Raw genomic sequence first — 25,771 nt, 5'->3', positions numbered from 1 at the left:
CTTTCATTGAAACGCCTCAGGTTTGGACCTATCTTGCCGCAGAGAGCATATCCCGCAAACGGCCGGGCCGCCGTAGAATGGGATATGCCGAATTTCGGATTTCGGGCGAGTTTCTTTCGATCGGGCGTGCGCCCGCAGTAACTCGCGACGGCCCGCGCAGGCAAGTGACGGAGAAACGGATGACTACGGCGGCAAGCGATATCGCGCTCACCGATCAAGCGGCGCGGCGCATTCACGCGATTCTCGCCAATGAGTCGCCCGGCGCGGTGTTTCGCGTTTCAGTCGAGGGCGGCGGCTGCTCCGGCTTCCAATATCATTTCGCGGTGGATTCCGCCCCGGGCGCGGAGGATGCGCTCCTTGAGCACGCCGGCGCCCGGGTCGCGATCGACCCCGCGTCCATTGGCTTTCTCGCCGGCGCCAGCATCGACTTTGTCGACGATCTTATGGGACAGTCCTTCCGCGTCGTTAATCCCAACGCCGTCTCCTCCTGCGGCTGCGGCACCAGCTTTTCGGTCTGACGCCACAGTCGCGTTGCAAGCGTGCGTCACGCTGCTGCGGGATCATTTTGCGGCGACCGCTCGGCGCCATCTTGGGAGTCTCAGCCTTGGACGCTCTCTTCATTGGCCATGCCTATATTGACGTCACCATGCGCGCCGAGCGCATGCCCTCGGGCGACCAGAAGGCGTTAGCGCGCGACTATGCGGTGAGTTTCGGCGGCAACGCCGTCACCGCCGGCTTCGCCTGCGCCAAGCTCGGCCATCCCGTCGATCTCTTGACTACGCTCGCGCCCGACTGGCTCGGCCACATGTTCATGGACATGGCCCATACTTACGGGATCGATGTCCATCCGCGACGGGTGGCGCGCTCGTCGCTGTCGTTCGTCTGGCCCAATGACGGCAAGCGGGCGATCCTGCGCGCGCGCGACGACGCTTATCTGCAGGGTGTGCCGCGCCTCGACATTTCGGAAACGCGGCTTCTCCATCTCGATGGGCATATGGCCGACGCCGCGCTCCATTACGCGAAGGGGGCTCGGGCGCGCGGCGCTCTCGTCTCGCTTGACGGCGGCGCGCTGCGGCCCTGCATCGAGGAGCTGACAGGTTACGTCGACGTCGCGGTGGTGGCCGAAAAGCTCTGCGAGCAAATGTCCTTGTCGGAACTCGACATGCTCGGCTGGCTGAAATCCAAGGGCTGCCGGATCGGCGGGGTGACGACCGGCGAAAAGGGCATGTTGTGGTATGACGAGGACGGCGAGATTTCGCAGATGCCCTCGCTCTCCGTGCCGCACGAACTCATCGTCGATACGTCCGGCGCCGGCGACGTCTTTCACGGCGCCTATTGCGCCTCCTATCTCGAGCGGCCGGACGCGCCCTGGCGGGAGCACTTTGAATTCGCCCGCGCCGCGTCGGCGCACAAAATCCAGCATCTCGGCAATGAGGCGGGGCTGCCCTCGCCCGACGACGTCGCGGCGGCGCTCGCGGCCTTTGCGCCGGCGGACGCGCTCAGCCCGGTGTGAGCCCCATCCGTCGCGGCCACCCATCCGCACGAACGACGCCGACACTTATGCACGACGGAGTCGCCGCGGCGGGCTTGGCAAACCGCCGCCCGCCTTGTATACGCGGGACCGCATTCCCCGATAGCTCAGCTGGTAGAGCACGCGACTGTTAATCGCTAGGTCGTAGGTTCGAGTCCTACTCGGGGAGCCATCTCGGAACGAAATTGCGAACGCCATGCGTGAATGCGGCCGCCTCCCGCTATGTGCGGCAAGCCGGCGCCGTCATTCCGGCCCTCGTCTCTGACATACGTTCCGATCTTCCCGGCAGATTACCGCACAAGTGACCGAAAGCATCTATGACGCCGACGGGAAGTTTCAGACTGATCCCGCAAGCAGTCGCTACCGAATTCATGTCCCCTGTAGCAGGTCGGGCAGTCTCGCCAGCGTTCGGGGCCAGAACTAGGTCGCACAATAATTTCCTCTTTGAGCAAAAGCATCGCCAGGCGCTTCGGCATGTTTGCGAGCCGCATGCCTTTGTTTCCCTCGTTTAGAACGATTTTTGCCAAGACGTTGGTTTAACTGTATTTTTTCGGTTCCGCAAGAAAGAGCTTGCCTCTGCCTTCGGACGGGTTTTTGAACACGACCGAGTGAATTTAAGCTGCGCGAATTATGCAAGCATGAACACAGGCGATTCGAAATCAGGGCTGCAAAAATGAATGCCAATCAATCGAGCGAACCACGTTTCAACATCGTCATCTGGAAGGGCGCGAAGCAACTCGGAACGCTGCGAGATCGCGACGCCAGCCGGGCGCTCAGCAATTTCGGCGGCGTCGTGGCGCGCTACAAAAACTCCACCGACAATCACCGGGTCGAGCTTTACGACGGAGAGAACCTGATCGAGGCCTGGTCGAGCGACGACGGAAACAAGGCTGCTGCTTCCGTAGAGGCGCCCGTCCCGGCCAGCGGAAAAATTCATCGCGAGGGCGAGTGGGTCCGGCGGGCGATCCCTTGTCAGCTCGTGCCATCGCGTTCGGCGAAAGGTGAGCCAGCGTGAGAAAGTGGCAGATTCTCACGTCTCTCATGCGCCGCCGTGCTTCCGCTTCCGGGATCCGCTCGCCGGCGATCTTGGGGAGGTGAGGGTTCCGCACCTTCACGCTTATCCGTTCCGGCGCGCTGCGTTGAAGCACCGAATGCCGATGCGCGTCTGAGGTCCGCTCCTCCCGGTTGGCGCGTTTCGTCGACGCTCGGGAGACCTTCCGCAGACCGCCGCCGCCTTCGTTTCGCCCCTAAAATATGTCAGTAGGCGCAAATATCCTTCGCTGCGCGCCGCCGAGGCGGGCCAACCGGCGCGGTAAATGCGCTCGGCCAGCGGCTCGCTAAAAAACTCGGTCGTCGCCGGCCCAAAGGCATTGGCTCGGCCGCGGCCGCCAATTATTGATGAGACCCATTTTGCAGAGAGAAACAGGGAGGTTCGCATGGCGCGCTTTAAGAATGCTGGGTTGGTATTTGGCTTGATGGTCGGCTTTGCTCTCACTGCTCAAGCAGCGAGAGCCCAGAATCCTATCTCAGAGCTTGCCTCTGGAGTGAATCGCGTGGGGGCCGAGGCGGGACTGGCGGTTACGAACGTGCTGAACAACGTGACGGGAAAGACTACTTCTATGCCGGTCGCCCCTTCACCGGCTCCCGCGATGGCGAGATCGGCTGGTGTCGTCCATCATCATCACCACCCTCATCATAATCTTCACCATCATCATCGCCATCATTTGTGAATCGGGCGGCGGGGTTCCAGCTCCGCCAGTTCGACGCGGGAAATCCGCCTCGCCGGTTAGGCGCGGCGTGACGCGAATGGCGTCCCCGCCCTAGGCTCTGCCCTGCGCGTCCGCAGGGCTTGGTCCTGATGCGCAGGCCTGGCGCCCGGCTTCGGCTTCCGGCGGACAGCAGAGCCGCTTCCAAAACTTCAATTTTTTCGAAGGCGAACGCCTGCCGGCGTCGGGGCGTCGCGCCCGTCCCAAGCGATGGAGGCGCCCCTCGGGCTGATTTCAACGAGCGCCTGCGCTTCTCCCCGGACACGGGCGGCAATCTTTGTATGTGGGGCACGTCCTTTGAACATTGCATCAATTGTTTCAATGCACGCGCCATGAGTTGCCATTTGCTGAAGCAAGACAATGTTTGCAGTATTGAGCCTGATTTCGTCGGGCATTGAAAATCCGAGAGGGCCCGATGATGGCCATTCTGAACAGAAAAACTCTAGCGGCGGCGCAGCTCGTGGCGGGAGCCGCGCTCCTTGTGCTGATCGGCCCCTCGTCCGTCGGACGCGCGCCAAGCGCCGCTTGGGCTGAACCGGCCTATGAGCCGCAACAAATCGCTCGGCGCGAATATCGCCATCACGGCGTCCGCCGTTCGGAAGATCGACTTCAGGATGAAGCTCCGGAAGACGTGAACTCAGCAAGCAGCAGCGGGGCTCTGGCGGCGGCGCTGGCAGCCTGCGACTCGAATGGAACGGCAAGCTTAACGTTGCCAGGCGCCAAGGGCGCGATCAGATTGGACAGCTGCTATCGCGGGCGTGAGCAATTCGTTTGCAGCCTTAATACGCTCTTGGATGAAGCCAAAAAGCTCAACAACGAGTACGGACACATCATCGAGGCCAAATATCTCGCGGTCGGCAATGTCGATGCGATCTGTCGCATCAGGCCCGACGCGCTTTCGGCGGATTTGACAAAGGCGGGCACTTTCGGCGCGAGATTTAAGGACTTGAGGACCGAATACGACCGGCGCATCAGTTGCGCCATGAAAGTCGAGCAGAACCTGAAACAGGTGAATCTGAGCGATATGCCCCACTCGGCGGACATACTGAAGTCGATGAACGACACGCTTGAGGCTGACTTGAAGGATGTCGCCGCCACGCGGCAACAGATTTTCGATCTCAACGAGAAAATGCAGGCCTCGCAGAAGGCCATCGTAACGATCGAAAAGCTTCGTCCAACGATGTGTCTCTCGACATCGGTCCCAACAACCGCCGAGCGCGCGGAAAAACCTGTCGGCGGAGGCCCGTAGGCAAGGACGCCCCGCAGTTGGCCTTTAGAAGATGGACGACCTCGCCGGCTTGGAGACTCGCCGGCCAAGTCCCCACATCGTAGCTCCCCTTCCCTTCGGCGTTCCTTCGCGACTGACCGTCTGTCCGGTCTCGCGCGCGCCGTCATCGAGTTGAGGAGCGACCAGACGCTTCATCATGGCGGCGTCCGGGTATATCGACTTGTTTCTCGAGATGCTCCCATCGACCAAGGATTTCGAGGCGAGGACGCCGTTGGCGACGCCAATGAAATTCGTATTGCGGGCCGCGATTTCAGGCAGCAGAAGAAAGTCGATGAATTTGTATGCTTCTTCGACGTGTGGAGCGTCCATCGGTATGACGAGATTGTCGAGTCGAATAGGAGCGCCCTCTCGGGGGATGAAAAAGTCGATCTCGACGAATTCCTTCACCATGCCGGCTGTGTAGCGGGCGCGCAGGCTATCCAGGGAAAAGCCGACCGCGACGCAGACGTCGCCGTTGACCAGCGCGTTGACATAGTCGCGAGAGTCGAGACGTTTGCTGTCGCGCCGGACGGCGGTCAAAAGCTCGGCGGCGCGCATGCCGTCCGTGCGTCGATCCAAACCCGGCGAAAGTCGCCAGTTGGACCACAGATATTGCAGCGCAGCTGAAGATAAATCTTCAGGACTGTCCAATAGTCCCACCCCGCATGCCGACAATTTCTTCAAATTTTTTTGCTGGAAGAGTAACCCCCATGAGTCGAACGAGAAATCCGCCGACGGCGGGGCCTTTCCCGCGAGTTCCCTGCCCATGAGCTCCCGGGCCTTTCCGACGTCGTAGGCGATCCCCATCGCAAACCACGCATAATTGACCGCGTGTTCGTTCCCGGGGTCATAGGTGGCAAGGCGCTCCATAATCTCTGGCCAAAGATTGACGGCGTTGGGAAGCTTGCTCTTGTCGAGCTTCTGATAGAGGCCTCTGGCGATCTGCTTTCGCAACACGCCACTCGAGACGATCACGACGTCAAAAGCCCGGTTCCCAGGCTGAAGCATTGTTTCTAAGCTCTCGTCAGAACTGTAGCTCTCGTAAGTCACCTCAATGCCGGTCGTCCTGGTGAAATCTCTCAGCACACGGGGATCGACGTAGTCGCCCCAGCCCAAAACGTTGACCATCCTTTCTTGGCTGATAGCGGGAAGGATGCAGCAAGAGAACGACAACGCGATGCTGCTCAGCGCGACTCTAAGCACGCTTGTGGGATTCATTGGGGAACGCTCTGATCTTCCTGTCGAGAACCCCATGGCGGGCGTCTTGCAACCAAATATCTATGCGCCGCTGCCGTCGCGGCAATGCGCAAACAGAATCTCTCTATCCGGATGCCGGATGATCGCGAGTTTTTCATCAAAGTGAAGCTGAGCCGCGCGCCGGGACGCGCCAAGCAAAACGCCCCGCCGTCACTTCCGCAGTCGGGGCGACTCAGCGAATAAGGCCGAACGCTTGACCCGAAAGGACGAGACTGACATCAACTCGCCAGCCGAGATTGACGCCCGAATTGAGGAGAGCGCGCTCATGCGATCGCGCGAAATTTCAGCCGAAAAACGCTGGATGCGTCGGCCGCTCCGCGTGCGCTATCGTCATTGGGTTTTCAGACTCCCATTCGTGCGCAATTATCGTGGGATGGTGGTTGGACGCACGATCCTCTTTAAGGGCGACGAGTCGGAGGTTTCACAGACGCTCTTTCGGCATGAACTCATTCACCAGGAGCAGATCAATCGGCACGGGATCGCGCGTTTCTATCTGATCTATTTCCGCGACTATCTTTCGAACCTTTGGCGCTTGCGCAATCACGACGCCGCCTACCGCAATATTCCGTTCGAAAAAGAAGCTTTCGAACGCCAAAGCGAAGTCGGAAGAGACCTGGATGATGATCGGCGGACGTGATCGCAATGTCATTGCTCATAATAGACAATCAGGCGGTAGCCCCTCCGCAGCCCACGCCCTTCAAAGCGACTCACTGCTTCTCCAACCAAACTTGATCAAATTTGGTCTGGCTTGAGCCAAAAAGGCCTATGTGTTACCAAACTCGCATGCTTTATCTATCCGATAGAATCATCAGCGGTTCGTTCGCAGATTCTCTGCTCAAATGGCTTCCGGCCACTCTTAAAGCCTCGATTTCATCCAGGCTTGAAGAAATCGTCGTCAGATCTCTTGAACAGACCGAGACATGGCGACGTTGGCGCCTATTCGACGAGATTTCGGAACGGTCGAATTTGAGCCTCTTCTGCGTAGGCTCAAGTTCCGAGCATTACGTCATCAATTGTCGCGATAAACATATCAGCCGAGAGCTTTTCCTCGGAGGAGAGCAACGCGATTTCCAGAAGCTGTTAGCGTCCATCGACATCATCGCGCAAAAAGGACGTCGGCCGACCGTACTTGTCGATGTTGGCGCGAATCTGGGATCGATTTGCATTCCAGCTGTTGCGCGCGGCCACTTCGCCAGAGCTATCGCGATCGAACCACACCCACTAAATTGCAGATTGTTACGGGCAAACGCCGCATTGAATGGTGTTCAAGATCGGATCGCGATTTTTGAGATGGCCGCTGGCGCTCAGCCCGAGGAGGCGCTGGAACTGGAGTTGTCCACGGACAACTGGGGAGACCATCGCATAGCAATCGGCTCCAATGCGCAAAGCCAGTCGTCTTCGTCCTGCGAGCGGATTCAGGTGCAATCGAAGCGCCTTGATGACATCCTAAGCGTGCAGGACGTGGACGAAGCGCTGCTTTGGATCGATGTGCAAGGCTTTGAAGGTCACGTGCTCCGCGGCGCCCGGGCGCTGCTCGAATCCAAGACGCCACTATGCATAGAATTTTGGCCTTACGGGCTGGAGCGGTCAGGAAGCATTGAACCGCTTCTTGAAAGCGTCGCCGGATATGAAATCTTCTATGATCTCGCTCAGCCGGACCGTCGTCGTCCGATCAATGAACTTCGGTTGCTATTTGATGAAATTGGGTATGGCGAGCAGCAAACCGATATTTTGATCTTGTGAGCGCCATGTGAGAGTTGGTCCCCGAGGGGTTCCATCCAAAAAGGCGTCGTGACCGCTTGATTGACGCGTCGCAATCGCATTTCCAGGCACTAATGATTGGCGGCAATCCACGAGCAGGCCGGCTCGGCCAAGCAGGAGGCATGAGTGCAGGCGCCGGAACTTGCCGTATCGCGCTGGTTCAATACGCCGACGCCGATCACGCTCGCAGCGCTCCGCGGGCGCGTGGTCATGCTGCACGCGTTTCAAATGCTGTGTCCCGGCTGTGTCGCGCATGGCACGCCGCAAGCGCAGCGCGCGCATGCGCTGTTCCGCGAGTCCGGCCTCGCCGTCATCGGCCTGCACACGGTGTTCGAACATCACGCGGCGATGACGCCGGTGTCGCTCGAAGCCTTCATCCATGAATATCGGCTGACATTTCCCATCGGCGTCGACGAGCCCGCAGAGAGCGGGCCGATTCCCATCACCATGGCGCGCTATGCAATGCGCGGAACGCCAACAGCGATCCTGATCGGCCGCGACGGCGGCATTCGTCATCACGGCTTTGGACAAGAGGACGACATGGCGCTTGGCGCCATCATCGGAACGCTGCTCGCCGAACCCGCGCCCTAACTATTCGGCGCGCCGTTCAATCTCCTCCATATCGGCGTCGGTCAATCCGAAATGGTGGCCGATCTCATGCACGAGCACATGGGTGACGATGGCTCCGAGCGTATCTTCGCTATCGGCCCAATAGTCGAGCATCGGTCGTCGATAGAGCCAGATCATGTTCGGCTGTTCGCCCGTCTCGGAGAGATGCGCGCCCTGCGTGAGGCCGCGCCCGCGAAAGAGACCCAGAAGATCGTATTCGCTTTCACATTGCATATCGTCGAGCGTTTCCTCGTCGGGAAAATCCTCGACGCGGATGACGAGACCTTCGCACAATCGCGTGAAGCTTGTCGGCAGAGTCGCATAGGCCGCATCCGCGAGCGCTTCCATATCGGCAAGCGTCGGCGGTCTTAGGCGGCTCCAGTCCTGTTCAATCATCGTCAGATCATCGCAGGCATATGCCGCCACCGCTAGGAACAATCGGCGCCACGCGGTGTTAGGCAGGATCACCATCATAGGAGCTCACTCATGAATAAGCTGTTGATCGCGGCGCTTGCGCTTGGCGCTTTCGGGTTTGCGCAATCCGCGGTGTCGGCGCCCGCCGCCTCTCCTGTGTCGGGCATGATCCGGACCAATGACGGCCTCGTGCAGAACGTGCGCGATCGTGACGGGGACTGGAAGGACCGCGGTTATCATCGCGGCTGGGATCACAATCGTCGCGGGTTCTGGGGACGTGAAAACCGCTCCTGGCGCGACGACAAATGGCGCGGCGGGCACAAGCGCGACTGGGACAACGATCATCGCGGACGCGACCGCGACTAAGCGAAAGCCACTCGACGCAAGGCGTGACCCATAGGGGCGTCCGCAATGCGGGCGCCTCTTTTCCTTGGCCCGGCCAGGGCGAGCCAGGGCGACGCCGCGAATCCGCGCGATCACACAGGAACAATCGGGCGCGATGCGATGTTCAGGCAGGATCATATCGGGAGGAGAAAACTCATGAATAGACTGTCGATCGCGGCGCTTGCGCTTGGCGCTTTCGGGTTCGCGCAGTCCGCAGTTGCCTCTGCGCAGTTTTTTCCCGCGCGCCTGACGCAGGCGGACCATGGTCTTATGCAGAAAGCAGATGACCGCGATCAGGGCTTGAGCAATCAGGGCTTGAGCGATCAGGGCTTGGGAGGCGAGCGGGGCGACTATTGGGGTCGTGGCGGCGGCGGCGATCGCATGTGGCGCGACACGCGTCCCTGGAGCGACGATCAATGGCGAAACGATCCAGATTTGGATCAGAACGCGCCGGACGACGACGACTGACGCGCTTTCAGTCGCGGCTCTCCGCTCTGCTTTTTTGCGACGCCAGCAGCGAGGTTGCGGCGTCGCTGCTTTTTGATTAGCGCCAGCCGCGCACGTCCACCAAGCGTCCGGCGACTGCCGCTGCGGCCGCCATCGCCGGGGAGACGAGGTGGGTTCGGCCCTTAAAGCCCTGTCGTCCCTCGAAATTGCGATTGGACGTCGAGGCGCAGCGCTCGCCCGGCGCCAAACGGTCGGGATTCATCGCCAGACACATGGAGCAGCCCGGCTCCCGCCATTCGAAGCCGGCGGCGGTAAAGATCTTGTCGAGACCCTCCGCTTCCGCCTGCGCCTTTACGAGACCCGATCCCGGCACAACCATCGCGTTGATGCGTTCGGCGACGCTCTTTCCCTCGACCATCTTCGCCGCCGCACGCAAATCTTCGATACGGCCGTTGGTGCAGGAGCCGATGAACACGCGGTCGATCTCGATGTCGGTGATGCGTTCGCCGCCCCTCAGCCCCATATAGTCGAGCGCGCGTTCGATGGCGGCGCGCTTTTGCGGCGTCTTCGCGCTGTCGGGGGTGGGCACGAATCCATCGATGGTCGCGATGTCTTCAGGCGAGGTGCCCCAGGTCACGATCGGCGGCAGATTGCTGGCGTCGAGCCTGACGATCTTATCGAAATGCGCGCCCTCGTCCGTGTACAGCGTCTCCCAATATTTGCGGGCCATGTCGAACGCTTCGCCCTTTGGACCTTTTGGGCGATCCTTCAGGTAGGCGAAAGTTTTCTCGTCCGGCGCGACGAGCCCGGCGCGGGCGCCGCCTTCGATCGACATGTTGCAGACCGTCATACGGCCTTCCATCGACAGGTCGCGGATCGCTTCGCCTGCATATTCGATGACGTGTCCGGTGCCGCCGGCGGTGCCGATCTTGCCAATGATCGCGAGGATGATGTCTTTCGCGGTGGCGCCGTCGGCGAGCTTGCCGTCGACCTGCACCAGCATATTGGCCGCCTTATTCTGGATCAGCGTCTGGGTTGCGAGCACATGCTCGACTTCCGACGTGCCGATGCCATGCGCGAGCGCGCCAAAGGCGCCGTGAGTCGAAGTATGACTGTCGCCGCAGACGATCGTCATGCCGGGCAGCGTGAAGCCTTGCTCCGGGCCGACGATATGCACGACGCCCTGGCGCCGGTCGTGCTCGTCGTAATATTCGACGCCGAACTCGCGCGCGTTGAGCGCAAGCTGTTCGACCTGCGCCCTGCTCTCGGAATCTTCAATCGGCAAAGAGCGATCGGTGGTCGGCACATTATGATCGACGACGGCGAGCGTCCGTTGCGGGGCGCGGACAGATCTGCCGGTCATGCGCAAGCCTTCGAACGCCTGCGGACTCGTCACCTCATGCACGAGGTGGCGATCGATATAGAGCAGGGACGCGCCATCATCCTTGTGGTCGACGACATGGTCGTCCCAGATCTTGTCGTAAACGGTGCGGGGCGCGGCTTTGGACATTTATCTCTTCCTCTTGCTGGCTTCTCGCGATCCGGCTCGCTGATTGATTTCCTCGTCCTGAGAGCGGCCGCAGGCCGCGTCTCCTAGGACAAGGACATCACGGGCGGCGCCCTCGTGCTTCGAGACCACTCCGGCCTGTTCAGCATGAGGCCGACTGCAATTGGCCGCCTCTATTCGTCTCCCTTGAATTGAGGCTCTTCTACCCGTAACGCAAGCTGCATGGAAGTGAGTTCGAAGCCCAGCCCTCCCCGAGCCCATAAGCGATGAGCCTGCCCTCCCCAGAGCTTCCTGCGCCGCTTTCGGCGGCTATCGAGGCGAGGCTTGAGGGCCGCGCACAAGGAATGCTGCGCGACAGAGCCCGGCAGTTGTCGGAGCGCTACCGAGCCCATAGGCCGACCAGCGAAACCATTCGTGACGAGACGGACGCCCTGGCCTATGCGGCGACGCGCATGCCCGCGACCTACGCCGCTATCGTGACGGCGCTTGGACGGCTCGACGAGCAGAGTCCCGAATTCGCGCCAAAGCGGATGCTCGACGTTGGCTGCGGCCTTGGCGCTGCCTCCTGCGCCGCGGCGACTGTGTGGCCCAGCATCGCCGAGATCACGCTCCTTGACCGCAGCGCGCTGTTCCTGAATCTCGCGACGGCGCTGGTGCAGGACAGCGGACTTCGCGCAACGATCGCGGCGCAGCACGCCGATATGGCCACGCCACGGGCGGGCGAGGACGCCGCGTCGTTCGACCTGGTCGTCATCGGCTACGCGCTTACGGAAATCGCCGAAGCCGACCTCCCAGCCGTCATCGATCAGCTTTGGTCGCGCACAAGTGGCGCGCTCGTGATCGTCGAGCCGGGCACGCCTCGCGACCATGCCCGGCTGATGATCGTCCGCAGCCGGCTGATTGCGCTCGGCGCGCACATTCTCGCGCCCTGTCCCCACCAGGCGCCCTGCCCTTTGCCGGCGAACGACTGGTGCCATTTCTCGGTCCGGCTGCCACGGCGGCGCGCGCATAAATTGGTCAAAGGCGCCGACGCGCCCTTCGAGGACGAGAAGTTCGCCTACCTCGTCGCGGGGCGATCCGCCGGAACGCCGCCACGGGCGCGCGTCATCGCCCCGCCCCGCGTCAGCAAGGCCGGAATTTCCCTAAGGCTCTGCGCCGATAAAGCATTCGAAGAGACATTCATTCCCAAGCGCGACAAGGCGCGCTACGAAAAGATCAGGAAAAAAGACTGGGGCGATCCGCTGCATGCCCCGGCGGAGGAAATTTGATGAAACAGCCACGTCCGAGGGTCGCGCCCTATCTGACCGTCAGCCCCGCCGCCGCAGCCATCGCTTTTTACACCGGCGCCTTCGGCGCCCAGCAGCGGGCCCTCATGCCGTCGGTCGACGGACTGCGCATCGCCCACTGCGAACTGCTGATCAACGGCGGCTCGGTGATGCTCGCCGACATCTTCCCCGAATTTGGCCAGACCCGCGTGCCCCTGCCTGGCGAGCACGTGACCGTCTCCATCAGCCTCGAATACGACAAGGCGCAGGAGGTCGACGACATCTGCGCGCGCGCCACGAAGCTCGGCGGCAAGGTCGAGACGGCCCCAACCAATTCTTTCTGGGGGACGCGCTACGCCTCCTTGCGCGACCCGTTCGGCCACCGCTGGATCCTCAACGCGCCGCTGGAGAAATAAAAAAGCCGCCCGAAACCCGGGCGGCTGCGGACGGCGGCATTCTGCGAAAACTGTCGTTATTTGCCTGCGACGGCCTTCGGCTTGGTGTCGATGCGCTCGGCGATGCGGGCGGACTTGCCGCGGCGGTCGCGCAGATAATAGAGCTTGGCGCGGCGCACCTTGCCGCGGCGCACGAGCTTGATCGAGTCGATCAGCGGCCCATGGATCGGGAAGACGCGCTCGACGCCTTCGCCATAGGAAATCTTGCGGACGGTGAAGCTCTCGTTCAGCCCGCCGCCGTTGCGCGCGATCACAACGCCTTCATAGGCCTGAATGCGCGCGCGCTCGCCTTCCTTCACCTTGACGTTGACGATCACCGTATCTCCCGGCCGAAACTCGGGGATTTTCTTGCCCTCGATAAGCTTGGCGGCATGTTCCGCCTCGAGCTGCTCGATAATATTCATAACGAAAACTCCTGCCGTTTCGTCTTAGCCGTTGAGGCCGACGAGCGTTTCGGAACGCTGTTCTAGTTGAGTCCCGCTCCATAGCTGAATGGGCGCCTCTTGTCGAGCCGCCGGAGGGTCGGCAGAAACGGTCAAGCTTTCGCAATGCGCGCAAGAGTGATCGTCACAGACATTTCCGCTGATGGCCATATATAGTCGCCTCGGGGGAGCTGGCGTTTCAACGAAGAGGGAGAGACGCGACATGACCCAGCAGGAACAGCCCAACGAAAGCGCGCCACAAGCCGGCGCGGCGGCCGAAGTTGCTTCTGAAGGCCGGCGGCGGCTGGAAGATCTCACCGAGACCCGCACCGAGATCTGGGACTGTCTGCAAGACGCCAACCGGGTCTTGATGGAGCGGATGCAGCAGGAAGCGGCCTTGACCGCCGAACTTGCCTCGAAGCTGACGGCGTCGCGCTCGTTCTCGGAGACCGCGTCGGTTCTTCAGAATTGGACGAGCAAACATATCGAGATGACGACGGAGGACACGCGCCGCCTGTTCTCCGACGCGCAGCAAATGCTCAATGCGGGCACGCGCTTCTGGTCGAACGCCGCGCAAGCGCCAAGCCCAGAAGCCGCCGGACGGTTCATGTCCTAGCGAGGCAGAGCGGAAGCCCTCAGCGGCTTCCGCTTATCCCATGCTCTCGTCTTCGCGGTCGAGCGTGAAGCCGACCTTCAGCACCACCTGATAATCGCTGACCGCGCCCTTACTGATGTTGCCGCGAATCTGGACGACTTCGAACCAACGCAAGTTGCGCAAGGTTTCGCCGGCGCGTTTGAGCGCGGCGCTCACGGCGTCCTCGACGCTGTCGGGCGAAGACCCGACGAGTTCGACGACCTTATAGACATGACCTTCCATATGAAGCTCCCTCAATACAGCTGTCTAACGCTTTGCCTTCGATAGGTAGCGCGGCTTCGCCGCCGACAGCGGCGTTACTTCAATCGATCGCCGAAAAGAAACTCCATCGCGCGATCAAGCCTGATATGCGGCAACGGCTGCGGCTTCTGGTCGGCGCCCAGCGCCGCGGCCGGCGGCCTGAATTTGAGAAAGCGGAAGTCAGCCTCTTCATCGGAAACGGCCAGCGCCTCGCCTTTAAACACGTCGCGCGGATCCGCCGGCAACTCGCCGGGGAAAATCGCGCCTTCCGCCACGCCGTCGAAAGTCTCGTGGCCAATGCGCTCCCCAGCAACAGGCGTGCCGACAATAGCCGAAAGCTTATCGCCCTCGTGCCGCACCATCGCTTCGCGGGTGGCGCGAACGGCGGCGAGCGCGATCACGTCGATCGAGGCGCCCACGCCTTCCGCGCGCTCTATGGCGCGGGCGGTCAGGTGACGCAGGATCGCTTCGAGCCGGTCATGGCTCGTGTGATGCAGATGGTCGGCCTTTGTGGCCGCGAAGAGGATGCGGTCGATCTTCGGCCGAAAGATCGTGGAGAACAGATTGGCGCGGCCGGTGCGAAAAGCCGTGAGGACGCCGGTCAGCGCGGTCTCCAGGTCGCGCACCGCCTCTGGACCGGAATTGAGCGCCGCAAGCGTGTCGACGAGCACGATCTGCCGATCGAGCCGGGCGAAATGATCCCGAAAGAACGGCCGCACGACCTGCGACTTGTAGGCCTCGTATCGGCGCTCCATTTCGCGCCCAAGGCTGCGATAGGGCAACTCCTCGCCCTCCGACACGGGAAGCGGCGCGAAGGTCAGCGCCGGCGACCCCTCAAGATCGCCCGGCATCAGAAACCGTCCCGGCGGCAGGCTCGAGAGCGCGAAACGCTCGGAGCGCGCAAGGCGCAGATATTGGGTGAACGTCCGCGCCAGCTTCTGCGCGGTTTCCTCGCTATAGCGCGCTTTGACGTCCGTCTGCGCGGTCAGGCCCCGCCACTCGCTTGCGATCATCGCCCGCGCCGAGGCGCTCGCGGCGTCGAGCGTCTCGTGAGACCATTGCGCGTAGGATTTGCCAAGGAGCGGCAGATCGAGCAGCCATTCGCCGGGATAATCGACGATGTCGATGTCGAGACGCGTCGGACCCTGGCCGAAGCCTTTGCGCAGCGACCAGCCCTTCGAGCGATATTCCAGCGTCACTCGCAGTTCGGAAATCCGCCGCGTCGATTGCGGCCAATGCCGGTCCAGCCCGGTGAGCGCCGCGAGATGCTCCTCGTACGCGAAGCGCGGGACGCTGTAATCTGGCTGCGGATCGAGATGCGCCGAGGTGATGCGGCCTTCGGCGAGCGCGCGAAACACCGGGAGCTGAGTCTTGCTCTCGCCGGCTTTTTCCGGGCGCGCCGATATCGCGCGCGTCAAATGATGCACAAGAGCGGTGATGAACACGGTCTTGCCGGAGCGCGACAGGCCGGTGACGCCAAGCCGCAGGCGGCCGCCGGCGAGAAAGTCGGCGACGCTCTCGGTGGCGATGCGCGTTTCGAACAGCAGATCGGATAATTGCGACAAGGGCGCGCTCCGGGTCCGCCGACCTATAGCATCACGTCGCGTCCCTACAAGAGACGCTGGTGAGAACATGTCGCGCTGCAAACCAAGGTGAAGACTGGCCAGAAGGATTCCGCGCCGGATGGAGACGAGTTCCTACCGCGGCACGGCGCGCATCATCACCGCTTCGACATCGGCACGTAATCGCGCTGCTTCTCGCCCGTATAGAGCTGACGCGGACGACCGATGCGCGAACCCTGGTCCTCGATCATCTCCTTCCACTGGGCGATCCAGCCGACGGTGCGCGCGACCGCGAACAACACGGTGAACATCGCCGTCGGAAAATTCATCGCCTTGAGCGTGATGCCGGAATAGAAGTCGATGTTGGGATAGAGTTGCTTCTCGATGAAATAGTCGTCGTGCAGGGCGATGCGCTCGAGCTCCAGCGCGACGTCGAGCAGATCGTCCTTGACGCCGAGTTCGTTCAACACTTCGCGCGTCGTGCGCTGCATGATCTTGGCGCGCGGGTCGTAGTTTTTATAAACGCGATGGCCAAAGCCCATGAGGCGGAACGGATCGTTCTTGTCCTTGGCGCGCGCGATGAACTGCGGAATGCGGTCCGGCGTGCCGATCTCGGCAAGCATTTTCAGCACCGCTTCATTGGCGCCGCCATGCGCCGGTCCCCACAGCGAGGCGATGCCCGCCGCAATGCAGGCGAAAGGATTCGCCCCCGACGAGCCGGACAGTCGAACGGTCGAGGTCGACGCGTTCTGTTCGTGATCGGCATGCAGGATGAAGATCCGGTCGAGCGCGCGCGACAGCACCGGATTGACTTTATATTCCTCGCAGGGAACCGCGAAGCACATGCGCAGGAAGTTCGACGTGTAGTCGAGGTCGTTCTTTGGATAAACGAACGGCTGGCCGACCGAATATTTATAGGCCATCGCCGCGAGCGTCGGGATCTTCGCGATCATGCGCGTCGACGCCACCATGCGCTGGGTGGGATCGGCGATGTTGGTCGAGTCGTGATAGAAGGCCGAGAGCGCGCCCACGGAGGCGACCATCACCGCCATCGGATGCGCGTCGCGGCGGAACCCCTGGAAGAATCGCGCCATCTGCTCATGCACCATTGTGTGGCGCGTGATCCGATAGTCGAAATTCGCCTTCTCGGCGCCGGACGGCAATTCTCCATAGAGCAGCAGGTAGCAGGTTTCGAGAAAGTCGCCATGTTCGGCGAGCTGTTCGATCGGATAGCCGCGATAGAGCAGAACGCCGGCTTCGCCGTCGATAAAGGTGATCTTCGATTCGCATGACGCGGTCGCAGTGAATCCCGGATCGAAGGTGAACATGCCGGTTTCGGCGTAGAGATTGCGGATGTCCGCAACGGACGGCCCCAGCGTGCCATCCTTGATCGGCAAATCGACCGATCCGTCGCCGACTGTGAAGACAGCATTCTTCTCCGGCATACCCGCTCCCCTCTCAACCGCCCCCGCGCTCGCAACGAGCCGGATCGCGGCGCGACGCGCGCGAACGCTATGCATGAATTGCGTCACATTCGCGATGTCGTCGCTTTCACGCGCACGCCGATGCGTTGCATTCGGTTTGTTGTGCGGTGCAAAAAGCTATATCAACCGCAAGGGCTGTCAAGCGCGCGTCACGCGTTTCGCGCACGCCTCGCGAATAAGGGCGATGTGTTTCGCAGTGGCGCGGAAAACGGCGCGGCGCCGAAAATCGCGTCAGCGATTTTTACGCGCGCCAACGCCGCGGCGATACGGGTTACGCCATAGCCGCCTGATCGGAAATTCGCGCAAGACTTTCCTCGCGCCCCAAAATTTCCAGCACGTCGAAAATGCCGGGCGAGGTCGCGCGGCCGGTGAGCGCGGCGCGCAAAGGCTGTGCGAGATCGCCCAGTTTGACGCCAAGCGCTGTCGCAAGATCGCGCACGACCGCTTCCGTCGTTGCGGCCGTCCAGTTCGGAAGCGCTGCAAGTTTCTCGACAAGCTGCGCAAGCCGCGCGCGCGCTTCCGCCGAAAGCAATTGCGCCGCCTTTGCGTCGAGCGACAGCGGACGCTGCGCGAAGAGAAAGCCCGCGCCGTCAAGAAGTTCGTTCAAGGTCTTCGCACGCGCCTTCAGGCCCGGCAAGGCGGCGCGTAGTTGCGCGCGCGACCTGTCGTCGAGCGCCTGCGCGATCGCGCCGCCGCCTTCGAGATAGGGAAGCGTCGCGATGAGCAAGTCCAACAGCTCGTCATCATCGCTGTCGCGCAGATAGTGGCCGTTCATATTTTCGAGCTTGGCGAAATCGAAACGCGCCGGCGAGCGATGCACCTGCGCGAGATCGAACGACTCGACCATCTCCGGCGTCGTGAAGAACTCCTTGTCGCCCTGCGACCACCCCAATCGAACGAGATAGTTGCGCAGCGCGGCCGGCAGATAGCCCATCGCGCGGTAGGCGTCGACGCCGAGCGCGCCGTGGCGCTTCGAAAGCTTGGCGCCGTCCGGTCCGTGAATCAGCGGAATATGCGCGAAGGCCGGGATCGTCCACCCCATCGCCTGATAGATATGCGTCTGACGCGCCGCATTGGTGAGATGATCGTCACCGCGAATGATCTGCGTGACGCCCATGTCGTGATCGTCGACGACGACCGCAAGCATGTAGGTTGGCGCGCCGTCCGAGCGCAGCAGAATGAAATCGTCAAGATCCTTGTTCTGGAAGACGACGCGTCCCTGCACGGCGTCCTCGACGATGGTCTCGCCGTCCTGGGGCGCCTTGATGCGCACGACATAGGGCGCGCCGGCGGGCGCCTCCGAGGGATCGCGATCGCGCCAACGGCCGTCGTAGCGCCAGGGGCGCTTGTCCGCCTTAGCCTTTTCGCGCATCTCCTCGAGCTCCTGCGCCGTGGCGTAGCAGCGATAGGCGTGTCCCCGCGCCAGCAACGCTTCGGCGACCTCGGCATGGCGCGCCGCCCGCGCGGATTGGTAGACGATGTCGCCATCCCATTCGAGGCCGAGCCACTGCAGGCCGTCGATGATGGCGCCGATCGCCGCTTGCGTGGAGCGCTCGCGGTCGGTGTCTTCGATACGCAGCATCATCCGGCCGCCGTGCTTCTTGGCGTAAAGCCAGTTGAACAGCGCCGTGCGCGCCCCGCCGATGTGCAGAAAGCCGGTGGGCGACGGAGCGAAGCGGGTGACGACCTGAGACATGAGCGAGGTGAATTCCTTGGCTTTGGTCGGCCCGTCTAGCACGGGATACGCGAGGCGAACATAGTTCGTCACGATGATGGTTTAACCAAAGCGTGAACATAGGGCTTGCGGAACGCAGTGAGAACCGATATCGTTCTGTTCATGATTTGTTTAGGTTATCGAGCCAGAAGCTGCGGCTCAGCCAAAATCAACGATTCGGCTTGCGGGGCGGTGCGGCGATGCTGACCAAAAAACAAAACGATCTATTGCGCTTCATCCATGAACGTCTGAAGGAGTCGGGCGTGCCGCCGTCCTTCGACGAGATGAAGGACGCGCTCGACCTGCGGTCGAAGTCGGGGATTCATCGGCTGATTCTCGCGCTCGAGGAACGCGGATTCATCCGCCGCCTGCCCAATCGCGCCCGCGCGCTGGAAGTGCTGCGTCTGCCTGAATCGGCCACGCCGCGCACCGCCGGCGGGCGCAACGGCAAATTCTCGCCGTCCGTCATCGAGGGGAATCTCGGGCGCGTGCGGCCGCTCAGCGAACGTTTCGAGGACGAAGGCGAACGTCAGGTCGCCATTCCGGTCATGGGACGCATCGCCGCCGGCACGCCGATCTCCGCCATCCAGAATCGCAGCCACACCATCAGCCTACCGCCCGACCTGCTCTCGAGCGGCGAGCACTTCGCGCTCGAAGTGCGCGGCGATTCGATGATCGAAGCGGGAATCCTCGACGGCGATACGGTCGTCATCCGCAAGCAGGACAGCGCCGACACCGGCGACATCGTCGTGGCGCTGATCGACGATGAGGAAGCGACGCTGAAACGTCTGCGCAAGCGCGGCGCTTCGATCGCGTTGGAGGCCGCCAACCCCGCCTATGAGACGCGAATCTTCGGCCCCGATCGCGTGCGCATTCAAGGCAGGCTCGTGAGCCTCCTGCGGAAATATTAGCTTCGCGGACTAGGCGCGCCGCCCTACTCCAGCGGCTCCATCGCGCGCGCATCTTCCGCGCTGCGCTCTTCATCGCTCAGCGGCGCGGTAAAGCCGGATGCGCGGCGATTGCGCGGCGCCGGCGACCAGGGCCGATCCTCGTCGATCGCGCGTGCGGTCGTCCATTCGACGCCCTCCGCCTTGAACCGCAAAGCCACCGCCCCTGTTTCGGACAGTCTGTGGCGATCGATCACGATCGGCGCCGCACAGCCCAAGGGCGCGTAGAGCGGCGTCACGATGACCGCGGCGCGCGCGCAGTCTTCGAAGAAGCCGCCGCGCCCGGCGACGAGCGCGACAAAGCGGCCATTGGCGGCCTTCGCCACGCACCCCGTGTCGTCGCAGGCGACGCCGCTCCTCGCGTCCGCGGACGGGCGCGCGTCTCCGTCCGCCCGCAGCCACTGTTCCGCGGCGAAAGCGCTCGGCTTTTGCCCCAAGACGGCGAGCTGTCCCGACGGCAGGCGCAGCGCCGCCGATTCTCCGGTCGCCGGCACGGCCAGATCAAACGGCGCGCCGCTCCTCGCGCCCATCAGTCCGATCAAAGCGAGAGGAATGGCGAGCGCGCGCCACGCCCAAGTGCGCCATAGCACGAGCGACAAAACCGCAAGCGAAAGGAAAAGGATCGTCCAGGGCGCAAAGGCTTTGACCGGCAGACTCGCGCCGGGCGCGCTCGCGATCAGCCCGGCGAGATAGGTCACGAGGTCGATGCCCAGCTTGAGATAGCGCCAGATGAAGCCGTCGAGGCCCAGAGGGTAAAGCGCGGCGCCGACGAGCGCGCAGGGAACGGCGAAGAATTCGATGATCGCCAGCGTCAGCGGATTGCCGATCAGCACATAGGGGCTTAGCTCGTGAAAATCATACGCCATGAATGAAGCGGTCGCCGAGGTCGCGCACAGCGTTGCGAAGATCGCCGCTCCGGGTCCATGCAGCAGGCGCTCGGCGACGCTTTCACGAAGCGCGCCCCATCGCCCTCGCGGCGCGCGATCGTCGGTGCGGCGCTTCGCGAGATATTCGCCGCGCCATTCGTACACGGCGATCAAGGCCGCCACCGCCGCGAAAGAGAGCTGAAAGCTTGCGCCGAGCAACGCCTCGGGCTCGAAGGCGATGATGAACAGCGCGGCAAGCGCCAGATTGCGCATCGACAGCGATGGACGATCGAAGAGAACCGCCGCGAGCATGATGAGAGTCATCACGAGCGCGCGCTCGGTGCCGACGCGAGAGCCCGTGCCGATGTCGTAGAGAATGGCGCCGAGCATCGCGAGCGCCGCCGCCCATTTCTTGATCGGATAATTCAGCGCGAGAGTCTGCGACATCGCCAACAGGCGCCGAAAGCCGACGAAGAAGATGCCCGCGACGAGCGTCATCTGAACGCCGGAAATGGTGATGATGTGAAAGATGCCCGCCCGGCGAATGAGATTCTTGGCGTCCTCGGATAGCAAGTCGCGCTTGCCCGTCACCATGGCGGCGGCGATCGCGCCCGCATCGCCGTCAATGATTCGATAGACCCGCATCGCCAAGGCGTTGCGCATGCGATCGACGTGCGCGAAAAAACGCAGCGAGAATGGCGCCGGATCGGGCGGCGGCATCGTCTCGATGCGTCCAAGCGCGTTGCCGACCGCGCCGATGCGCGCAAAAAAAGCGTCCCGCGCGAAATCATAGCCGCCCGGGAGCGCCGCCCGCGCCGGCGGCATCAGCCGCGCCTTGAAGGCGATGAAGTCGCCGGCTGAAAAATTCGGCTCGCCGCGCGTCGTCAGCCGCACGCGGGAGGGGACGATGTCGTCCGGATAGCCTTCGGCGCTCGCAACGCGCAGAATAAAACGCGCGCCGGCCCGGCGCAGATCCACCTCCTCGACGAAGCCCGTCAGCTGACCGATGCCGACGCGCGGAACGATCGGCGCCGCGACGCGCGCCGTCCGCCAGGCGCCCGACGCAAAGCCGAGGGCGATGAAAGCGAGCGTCAGGAAAAGCGCATGGGCCCGCGTATGGCTGCGCGTAAGCGCGGCCAAGACGGCAAAGGCGGCGAGCGCGCAAAGGCAAAGCGCCAGCGAAGGTTCACGCTCGGCCGAGAAATAGAGCACGACGCCGCCGCCTGACGCGACGACCAGCCAGAGAAACGGACGGCGTAGCGCCCGCTCCTGCTCCAGCGCTGTACGCAAGGCCTCGGCCAATCCTCGTACACGCAGCGGAAAGACGCGCGATGAAAGATCGCCGCCGCGTTCCTCCCGTTCAGCCGTGCGCGAAATATCGTTCAAGAATGTCCGGCCCCGCACAATACGGGAGAGAACCTAGCGCCGACCGCGTTCCGTGTCTTGCACCGTCCCTGAACCGCCGCTCCCATTCCCGGTTGCTTGCGGCGTCACAAAAACCTATCCCCTTAAATCAGGAGCGAGATCCACGCTTGGGATGGACTCGCAACGCAGTCAACGCGCAGTGGCGCGTTGATCGCCGTCATTCGGTTTCGTCAATGAACAGCAATCCATCGCCCGCCAGCTCCTTATTTCGCGGACTCAGGCGAAAATGCCCGAACTGCGGCATAGGCAAGCTGTTCGCGAGCTACCTCAAGCCGCGCGATTACTGCGCGCACTGCCGCGAAAGCTTTGCGGAACTCGATGCGGATGACGGACCGGCATGGCTGACCGTCGGCGCCGTGACGATTACAGTCGCGCCGCTTCTCTTCATATTGGAGAGCAGCGGCCGTTACTCCTACGCCGTCGAGATGCTGATCGTTGTGCCGCTAACGATCGCGCTCGTGTTGCTCTTGCTCCCGCTCACGAAGGGATTTTTCATCTCGGCGCTATGGCTGCTGTCGAGGAAGCCGAAGGCCTGATTTTGATTTTTTAGCGAGACTCTCTCAGGCGGCAAGGAACGCTATTTGCGCTCCGCCAGTCCGCTCACATCCCGCAGAGTGTCGAGCCCCCCGCCCTTGTCCTGCACGACGCTGAGACTGCCGTCATTTTCGAGTACGACCGCTTTCACGCGGCCGAGATCGGCGACGCCCTGACTGCGCATCGCCGCAAGCGCTTCCTTTTCGGTGACGCGCTCGCGCCGTAAGGCCTCCGGAAGGAAGCTGCCTTCGAAATAAAGCAGCGCCGGCTCCGATTTCACCAATTTGGCGAACATCTGCGAGCGAACTGAGGTGAAAGTGACGACATATTGCAGCGCGCACAGCAGCGCCAAAGCGAGCGCGCATTCGACAAGCGACACCTGATTGTTGAGGATGGCGGCCGACAGCGTTGACCCGAGCGCCACCGTGACGATCAGATCGAATGCGTTCATTTTCGAAAGCGTGCGCTTGCCCGTGAACCTGAGCATGACGATCAACGTAATATAAGCGAGGACGCCGATAACCGCGATCCGCTCGAGGTCGTAGAGGCTGTGAAAGAACATGGAGAATCTCGGCAGGCCCCTGCGCCTAACCGCTGGGACTGGCGTTCGTTCCCTGATTCGGGGACGTTCTGCGGCGGCGGATCCGTGTGCGGATGTGGAAAGGCCTATCAGCGCATAAAGAAAAACCCCGGCTGCAAGAGCCGGGGTTTTTGGAATTGGATTGGTTGCGGGGGCCAGATTTGAACTGACGACCTTCAGGTTATGAGCCTGACGAGCTACCGGGCTGCTCCACCCCGCGCCAAGAGAAACACGCCGACGATACGCGCTAAGATAACGCGCGAAGACAAAAAAGCAGCGCGGCGAAAGCAGCACTGCTGAGAAGGTGATCGATAAAGAGGATTTGATGTGCTTCGCAGGCCTGGCGACGACCTACTCTCCCAGGTCTTGAGACATAGTACCATTGGCGCAGAAGCGTTTGACGGCCGAGTTCGGGATGGGATCGGGTCTGATCGCTCCGCCGAAGGCCACCAGGCCGGCGAAACACATCTTCGAAGCAAATGAGGTCTTTCTATTCGCGCCATACGAGTATGGGCGTCGATAAATGAGAGCGATCAAGCCAATCGAGCTATTAGTACCGGTAAGCTCCATGCGTTGCCGCACTTCCACACCCGGCCTATCAACGTGGTCGTCTTCCACGGCTCTCAAGGGAGAACTCGTTTTGAGGTGGGTTTCCCGCTTAGATGCATTCAGCGGTTATCCCGTCCATACATAGCTACCCTGCACTGCGGCTGGCGCCACAACAGGTCCACCAGAGGTATGTTCATCCCGGTCCTCTCGTACTAGGGACAAATCCTCTCAATTCTCCTACACCCACGGCAGATAGGGACCGAACTGTCTCACGACGTTCTGAACCCAGCTCACGTACCACTTTAATCGGCGAACAGCCGAACCCTTGGGACCTTCTCCAGCCCCAGGATGTGATGAGCCGACATCGAGGTGCCAAACAACCCCGTCGATATGGACTCTTGGGGGTTATCAGCCTGTTATCCCCGGCGTACCTTTTATCCGTTGAGCGATGGCCCTTCCACGAGGGACCACCGGATCACTATGACCGACTTTCGTCTCTGCTCGACTTGTCTGTCTCGCAGTCAGGCAGGCTTATGCCATTGCACTCGACGACCGATTTCCGACCGGTCTGAGCCCACCATCGCGCGCCTCCGTTACTCTTTGGGAGGCGACCGCCCCAGTCAAACTGCCTACCATGCATTGTCCCGGCGCCGGATGACGGCGCGCGGTTAGACATCCATGACGATAAGGGTGGTATTTCAAGGGTGGCTCCACACGAGCTGGCGCCCATGCTTCAAAGCCTACCACCTATCCTACACATGCCGACACGAATGCCAATGCAAAGTTACAGTAAAGGTGCACGGGGTCTTTCCGTCTGACCGCAGGAACCCCGCATCTTCACGGGGAATTCAATTTCACTGAGCTGACGTTGGAGACAGCGGGGAAGTCATTACGCCATTCGTGCAGGTCGGAACTTACCCGACAAGGAATTTCGCTACCTTAGGACCGTTATATTTACGGCCGCCGTTTACCGGGGCTTCAATTCAGAGCTTGCACTCCTCCTCTTAACCTTCCGGCACCGGGCAGGCGTCAGACCCTATACGTCATCTTGCGATTTCGCAGAGCCCTGTGTTTTTGTTAAACAGTTGCCACCCCCTGGTCTGTGCCCCTCCCGCCCGCTTGCGCGAACGGAAGGCCTCCTTATCCCGAAGTTACGGAGGTAGATTGCCGAGTTCCTTCAACGTCATTCTCTCAAGCGCCTTGGTATACTCTACCTGTCCACCTGTGTCGGTTTCGGGTACGGTCTCATGCAGGGGCTATTTCCTGGCGCCGCTAGGCCGCCCGAGAAATCCAGTAATCTCGAACAGCTTCCGCAACGCGTCACCACCTGCTGGCCCACGAATATTAACGTGGTTCCCATCGACTACGCCTTTCGGCCTCGCCTTAGGGGCCGGCTAACCCTGCGAAGATTAACTTTACGCAGGAACCCTTGGACTTTCGGCGACACTGTCTTTCACAGTGTTTGTCGTTACTCATGTCAGCATTCGCACTTCCGATACCTCCAGGACGCCTCACGGCTATCCCTTCGACGGATTACGGAACGCTCCGCTACCGCTTGCCCTTGCGGGCAAACCCAAAGCTTCGGCTCGTGGCTTGAGCCCCGTTACATCTTCGGCGCGAGAACCCTTATTTAGACCAGTGAGCTGTTACGCTTTCTTTAAAGGATGGCTGCTTCTAAGCCAACCTCCTGGTTGTTTTGGGATTCTTACATCCTTTCCCACTTAGCCACGAATTTGGGGCCTTAGCTGTTGGTCTGGGTTGTTTCCCTCTCCACAATGGACGTTAGCACCCACTGTGTGTCTCCCGCATAGTTCTTCCAGGTATTCGGAGTTTGGTTGGGTTTGGTAAGTCTGTGGGACCCCCTAGCCCATCCAGTGCTCTACCCCCTGGAGAATACATGCGAGGCGCTACCTAAATAGCTTTCGCGGAGAACCAGCTATTCCCGAGTTTGGTTGGCCTTTCACCCCTAACCACAAGTCATCCGAGTCTATTTCAACAGACACCGGTTCGGTCCTCCAGTGCGTGTTACCGCACCTTCAACCTGCTCATGGCTAGATCACTCGGATTCGGGTCTAAAGCAACGAACTGAACGCCCTATTCAGACTCGCTTTCGCTGCGCCTACGCCTATC

General features: G+C 61.5%; 27 protein-coding genes, 2 tRNA genes, 2 rRNA genes and 1 pseudogene (1 of these 32 only partly in view). 18 read left to right on the top strand and 14 right to left on the bottom strand.

Features of this window, described 5'->3' with window-relative positions:
- The first annotated feature begins 179 nt into the window (after positions 1–179).
- The 6 genes and pseudogenes from IYY11_RS09470 (at position 180) to IYY11_RS09450 (ending at position 3,261) form a co-directional block, all read left to right on the top strand.
- The gene (locus tag IYY11_RS09470; RefSeq protein ID WP_026222934.1) at positions 180–518 is read left to right on the top strand and encodes an iron-sulfur cluster assembly accessory protein; all 339 of its coding nucleotides are present in this window, start codon (positions 180–182) and stop codon (positions 516–518) included.
- Positions 519–604: 86 nt separating this feature from the next.
- A complete protein-coding gene (locus IYY11_RS09465) occupies positions 605–1,513 on the top strand; it encodes a sugar kinase (protein ID WP_196403624.1) in 909 nt (302 codons plus the stop codon).
- A gap of 114 nt (positions 1,514–1,627) precedes the next feature.
- Positions 1,628–1,703, top strand: a tRNA-Asn gene (locus IYY11_RS09460).
- 34 nt (positions 1,704–1,737) lie between these two features.
- Positions 1,738–1,884: pseudogene (locus IYY11_RS22985) on the top strand (conjugal transfer protein TraI); the annotation flags it as partial.
- Between the two features lie 320 nt (positions 1,885–2,204).
- Positions 2,205–2,546 carry a hypothetical protein gene (locus IYY11_RS09455; protein ID WP_196403623.1) on the top strand — a complete coding sequence of 114 codons (342 nt, stop codon included), beginning with the start codon at positions 2,205–2,207 and terminating at the stop codon, positions 2,544–2,546.
- Between the two features lie 421 nt (positions 2,547–2,967).
- Positions 2,968–3,261: a hypothetical protein gene (locus IYY11_RS09450; protein ID WP_196403622.1), complete on the top strand. Its 294-nt coding sequence runs from the start codon at positions 2,968–2,970 to the stop codon at positions 3,259–3,261.
- A gap of 188 nt (positions 3,262–3,449) precedes the next feature.
- On the opposite strand, the gene IYY11_RS09445 is transcribed toward IYY11_RS09450, so the two are convergent.
- The gene (locus tag IYY11_RS09445; RefSeq protein ID WP_196403621.1) at positions 3,450–3,692 is read right to left on the bottom strand and encodes a hypothetical protein; all 243 of its coding nucleotides are present in this window, start codon (positions 3,690–3,692) and stop codon (positions 3,450–3,452) included.
- 20 nt (positions 3,693–3,712) lie between these two features.
- Between IYY11_RS09445 and IYY11_RS09440 the strand changes: the two genes are divergently transcribed.
- Entirely contained in the window at positions 3,713–4,546 is an 834-nt protein-coding gene (locus IYY11_RS09440; protein ID WP_196403620.1) for a hypothetical protein, read from the top strand.
- Between the two features lie 24 nt (positions 4,547–4,570).
- Here IYY11_RS09440 and IYY11_RS09435 read toward each other — a convergent pair whose 3' ends face one another.
- Positions 4,571–5,692, bottom strand: a complete 1,122-nt coding sequence (locus IYY11_RS09435) for an extracellular solute-binding protein (protein ID WP_246719813.1) — start codon at positions 5,690–5,692, stop codon at positions 4,571–4,573.
- Between the two features lie 25 nt (positions 5,693–5,717).
- On the opposite strand from IYY11_RS09435, the gene IYY11_RS22415 reads away from it, so the two are divergent.
- From IYY11_RS22415 to IYY11_RS09420, 4 genes are all read left to right on the top strand, one after another.
- Positions 5,718–5,927 (top strand): hypothetical protein, encoded by a 210-nt coding sequence (locus tag IYY11_RS22415; RefSeq protein ID WP_210331297.1) that lies wholly within the window; start codon positions 5,718–5,720, stop codon positions 5,925–5,927.
- A gap of 159 nt (positions 5,928–6,086) precedes the next feature.
- On the top strand, positions 6,087–6,458 hold the full coding sequence (locus IYY11_RS09430) for a hypothetical protein (RefSeq protein ID WP_196403618.1): 372 nt from the start codon (positions 6,087–6,089) through the stop codon (positions 6,456–6,458).
- Between the two features lie 146 nt (positions 6,459–6,604).
- Positions 6,605–7,564: an FkbM family methyltransferase gene (locus tag IYY11_RS09425; protein WP_196403617.1), complete on the top strand. Its 960-nt coding sequence runs from the start codon at positions 6,605–6,607 to the stop codon at positions 7,562–7,564.
- Between the two features lie 144 nt (positions 7,565–7,708).
- On the top strand, positions 7,709–8,173 hold the full coding sequence (locus IYY11_RS09420; protein ID WP_196403616.1) for a redoxin domain-containing protein: 465 nt from the start codon (positions 7,709–7,711) through the stop codon (positions 8,171–8,173).
- Here IYY11_RS09420 and IYY11_RS09415 read toward each other — a convergent pair whose 3' ends face one another.
- A complete protein-coding gene (locus IYY11_RS09415; protein WP_196403615.1) occupies positions 8,174–8,587 on the bottom strand; it encodes a metallopeptidase family protein in 414 nt (137 codons plus the stop codon).
- Between the two features lie 90 nt (positions 8,588–8,677).
- Between IYY11_RS09415 and IYY11_RS09410 the strand changes: the two genes are divergently transcribed.
- Together IYY11_RS09410 and IYY11_RS09405 are read left to right on the top strand one after the other, a co-directional pair.
- Positions 8,678–8,971, top strand: a complete 294-nt coding sequence (locus IYY11_RS09410) for a hypothetical protein (RefSeq protein WP_196403614.1) — start codon at positions 8,678–8,680, stop codon at positions 8,969–8,971.
- 174 nt (positions 8,972–9,145) lie between these two features.
- Positions 9,146–9,457 carry a hypothetical protein gene (locus tag IYY11_RS09405; RefSeq protein WP_196403613.1) on the top strand — a complete coding sequence of 104 codons (312 nt, stop codon included), beginning with the start codon at positions 9,146–9,148 and terminating at the stop codon, positions 9,455–9,457.
- 76 nt (positions 9,458–9,533) lie between these two features.
- Here the strand turns inward: IYY11_RS09405 and leuC are convergent, their stop codons facing one another.
- Positions 9,534–10,946 carry a 3-isopropylmalate dehydratase large subunit gene (gene leuC, locus IYY11_RS09400; protein ID WP_196403612.1) on the bottom strand — a complete coding sequence of 471 codons (1,413 nt, stop codon included), beginning with the start codon at positions 10,944–10,946 and terminating at the stop codon, positions 9,534–9,536.
- Between the two features lie 263 nt (positions 10,947–11,209).
- Between leuC and IYY11_RS09395 the strand changes: the two genes are divergently transcribed.
- Both IYY11_RS09395 and IYY11_RS09390 read left to right on the top strand, forming a co-directional pair.
- Positions 11,210–12,211 carry a small ribosomal subunit Rsm22 family protein gene (locus tag IYY11_RS09395; RefSeq protein ID WP_196403611.1) on the top strand — a complete coding sequence of 334 codons (1,002 nt, stop codon included), beginning with the start codon at positions 11,210–11,212 and terminating at the stop codon, positions 12,209–12,211.
- Positions 12,211–12,624, top strand: a complete 414-nt coding sequence (locus tag IYY11_RS09390; RefSeq protein ID WP_029650032.1) for a VOC family protein — start codon at positions 12,211–12,213, stop codon at positions 12,622–12,624. Before IYY11_RS09395 ends, IYY11_RS09390 begins: the two co-directional genes overlap by 1 nt.
- A gap of 56 nt (positions 12,625–12,680) precedes the next feature.
- Here IYY11_RS09390 and rplS read toward each other — a convergent pair whose 3' ends face one another.
- Entirely contained in the window at positions 12,681–13,067 is a 387-nt protein-coding gene (rplS, locus tag IYY11_RS09385) for a 50S ribosomal protein L19 (RefSeq protein WP_196400416.1), read from the bottom strand.
- A gap of 241 nt (positions 13,068–13,308) precedes the next feature.
- Between rplS and IYY11_RS09380 the strand changes: the two genes are divergently transcribed.
- Positions 13,309–13,701 (top strand): hypothetical protein, encoded by a 393-nt coding sequence (locus IYY11_RS09380; protein WP_196403610.1) that lies wholly within the window; start codon positions 13,309–13,311, stop codon positions 13,699–13,701.
- Between the two features lie 33 nt (positions 13,702–13,734).
- Here the strand turns inward: IYY11_RS09380 and IYY11_RS09375 are convergent, their stop codons facing one another.
- From IYY11_RS09375 to gltX, 4 genes are all read right to left on the bottom strand, one after another.
- Positions 13,735–13,962 (bottom strand): dodecin, encoded by a 228-nt coding sequence (locus tag IYY11_RS09375; protein WP_196400418.1) that lies wholly within the window; start codon positions 13,960–13,962, stop codon positions 13,735–13,737.
- A gap of 74 nt (positions 13,963–14,036) precedes the next feature.
- The gene (locus tag IYY11_RS09370) at positions 14,037–15,545 is read right to left on the bottom strand and encodes a YcjX family protein (RefSeq protein WP_196403609.1); all 1,509 of its coding nucleotides are present in this window, start codon (positions 15,543–15,545) and stop codon (positions 14,037–14,039) included.
- A 155-nt stretch (positions 15,546–15,700) separates the two neighbouring features.
- Positions 15,701–16,987: a citrate synthase gene (locus IYY11_RS09365; protein ID WP_196403608.1), complete on the bottom strand. Its 1,287-nt coding sequence runs from the start codon at positions 16,985–16,987 to the stop codon at positions 15,701–15,703.
- A 310-nt stretch (positions 16,988–17,297) separates the two neighbouring features.
- Positions 17,298–18,722, bottom strand: coding sequence for a glutamate--tRNA ligase (gene gltX, locus IYY11_RS09360; RefSeq protein WP_196403607.1), 1,425 nt, complete (start codon positions 18,720–18,722; stop codon positions 17,298–17,300).
- Positions 18,723–18,940: 218 nt separating this feature from the next.
- Between gltX and lexA the strand changes: the two genes are divergently transcribed.
- Positions 18,941–19,651: a transcriptional repressor LexA gene (gene lexA, locus IYY11_RS09355; RefSeq protein WP_026222932.1), complete on the top strand. Its 711-nt coding sequence runs from the start codon at positions 18,941–18,943 to the stop codon at positions 19,649–19,651.
- A gap of 23 nt (positions 19,652–19,674) precedes the next feature.
- Here the strand turns inward: lexA and IYY11_RS09350 are convergent, their stop codons facing one another.
- The gene (locus IYY11_RS09350; RefSeq protein WP_196403606.1) at positions 19,675–21,939 is read right to left on the bottom strand and encodes a ComEC/Rec2 family competence protein; all 2,265 of its coding nucleotides are present in this window, start codon (positions 21,937–21,939) and stop codon (positions 19,675–19,677) included.
- 212 nt (positions 21,940–22,151) lie between these two features.
- Here IYY11_RS09350 and IYY11_RS09345 point away from each other — a divergent pair, with 212 nt between their 5' ends.
- Positions 22,152–22,514: a DUF983 domain-containing protein gene (locus tag IYY11_RS09345; RefSeq protein ID WP_196403605.1), complete on the top strand. Its 363-nt coding sequence runs from the start codon at positions 22,152–22,154 to the stop codon at positions 22,512–22,514.
- A gap of 41 nt (positions 22,515–22,555) precedes the next feature.
- Here IYY11_RS09345 and IYY11_RS09340 read toward each other — a convergent pair whose 3' ends face one another.
- The 4 genes from IYY11_RS09340 to IYY11_RS09325 form a co-directional block, all read right to left on the bottom strand.
- Positions 22,556–23,074 (bottom strand): DUF421 domain-containing protein, encoded by a 519-nt coding sequence (locus IYY11_RS09340; RefSeq protein ID WP_196403604.1) that lies wholly within the window; start codon positions 23,072–23,074, stop codon positions 22,556–22,558.
- A gap of 161 nt (positions 23,075–23,235) precedes the next feature.
- Positions 23,236–23,312 (bottom strand) — tRNA-Met (locus tag IYY11_RS09335).
- A gap of 118 nt (positions 23,313–23,430) precedes the next feature.
- Positions 23,431–23,546 (bottom strand): 5S ribosomal RNA (gene rrf / locus IYY11_RS09330).
- A 75-nt stretch (positions 23,547–23,621) separates the two neighbouring features.
- A 23S ribosomal RNA gene (locus IYY11_RS09325) occupies positions 23,622–25,771 on the bottom strand (it continues 672 nt past the right edge of the window).

Source organism: Methylocystis sp. H62 (assembly GCF_015709515.1).
Lineage (GTDB): Bacteria > Pseudomonadota > Alphaproteobacteria > Rhizobiales > Beijerinckiaceae > Methylocystis.
This window is presented reverse-complemented; position numbering and strand designations above follow the sequence as displayed.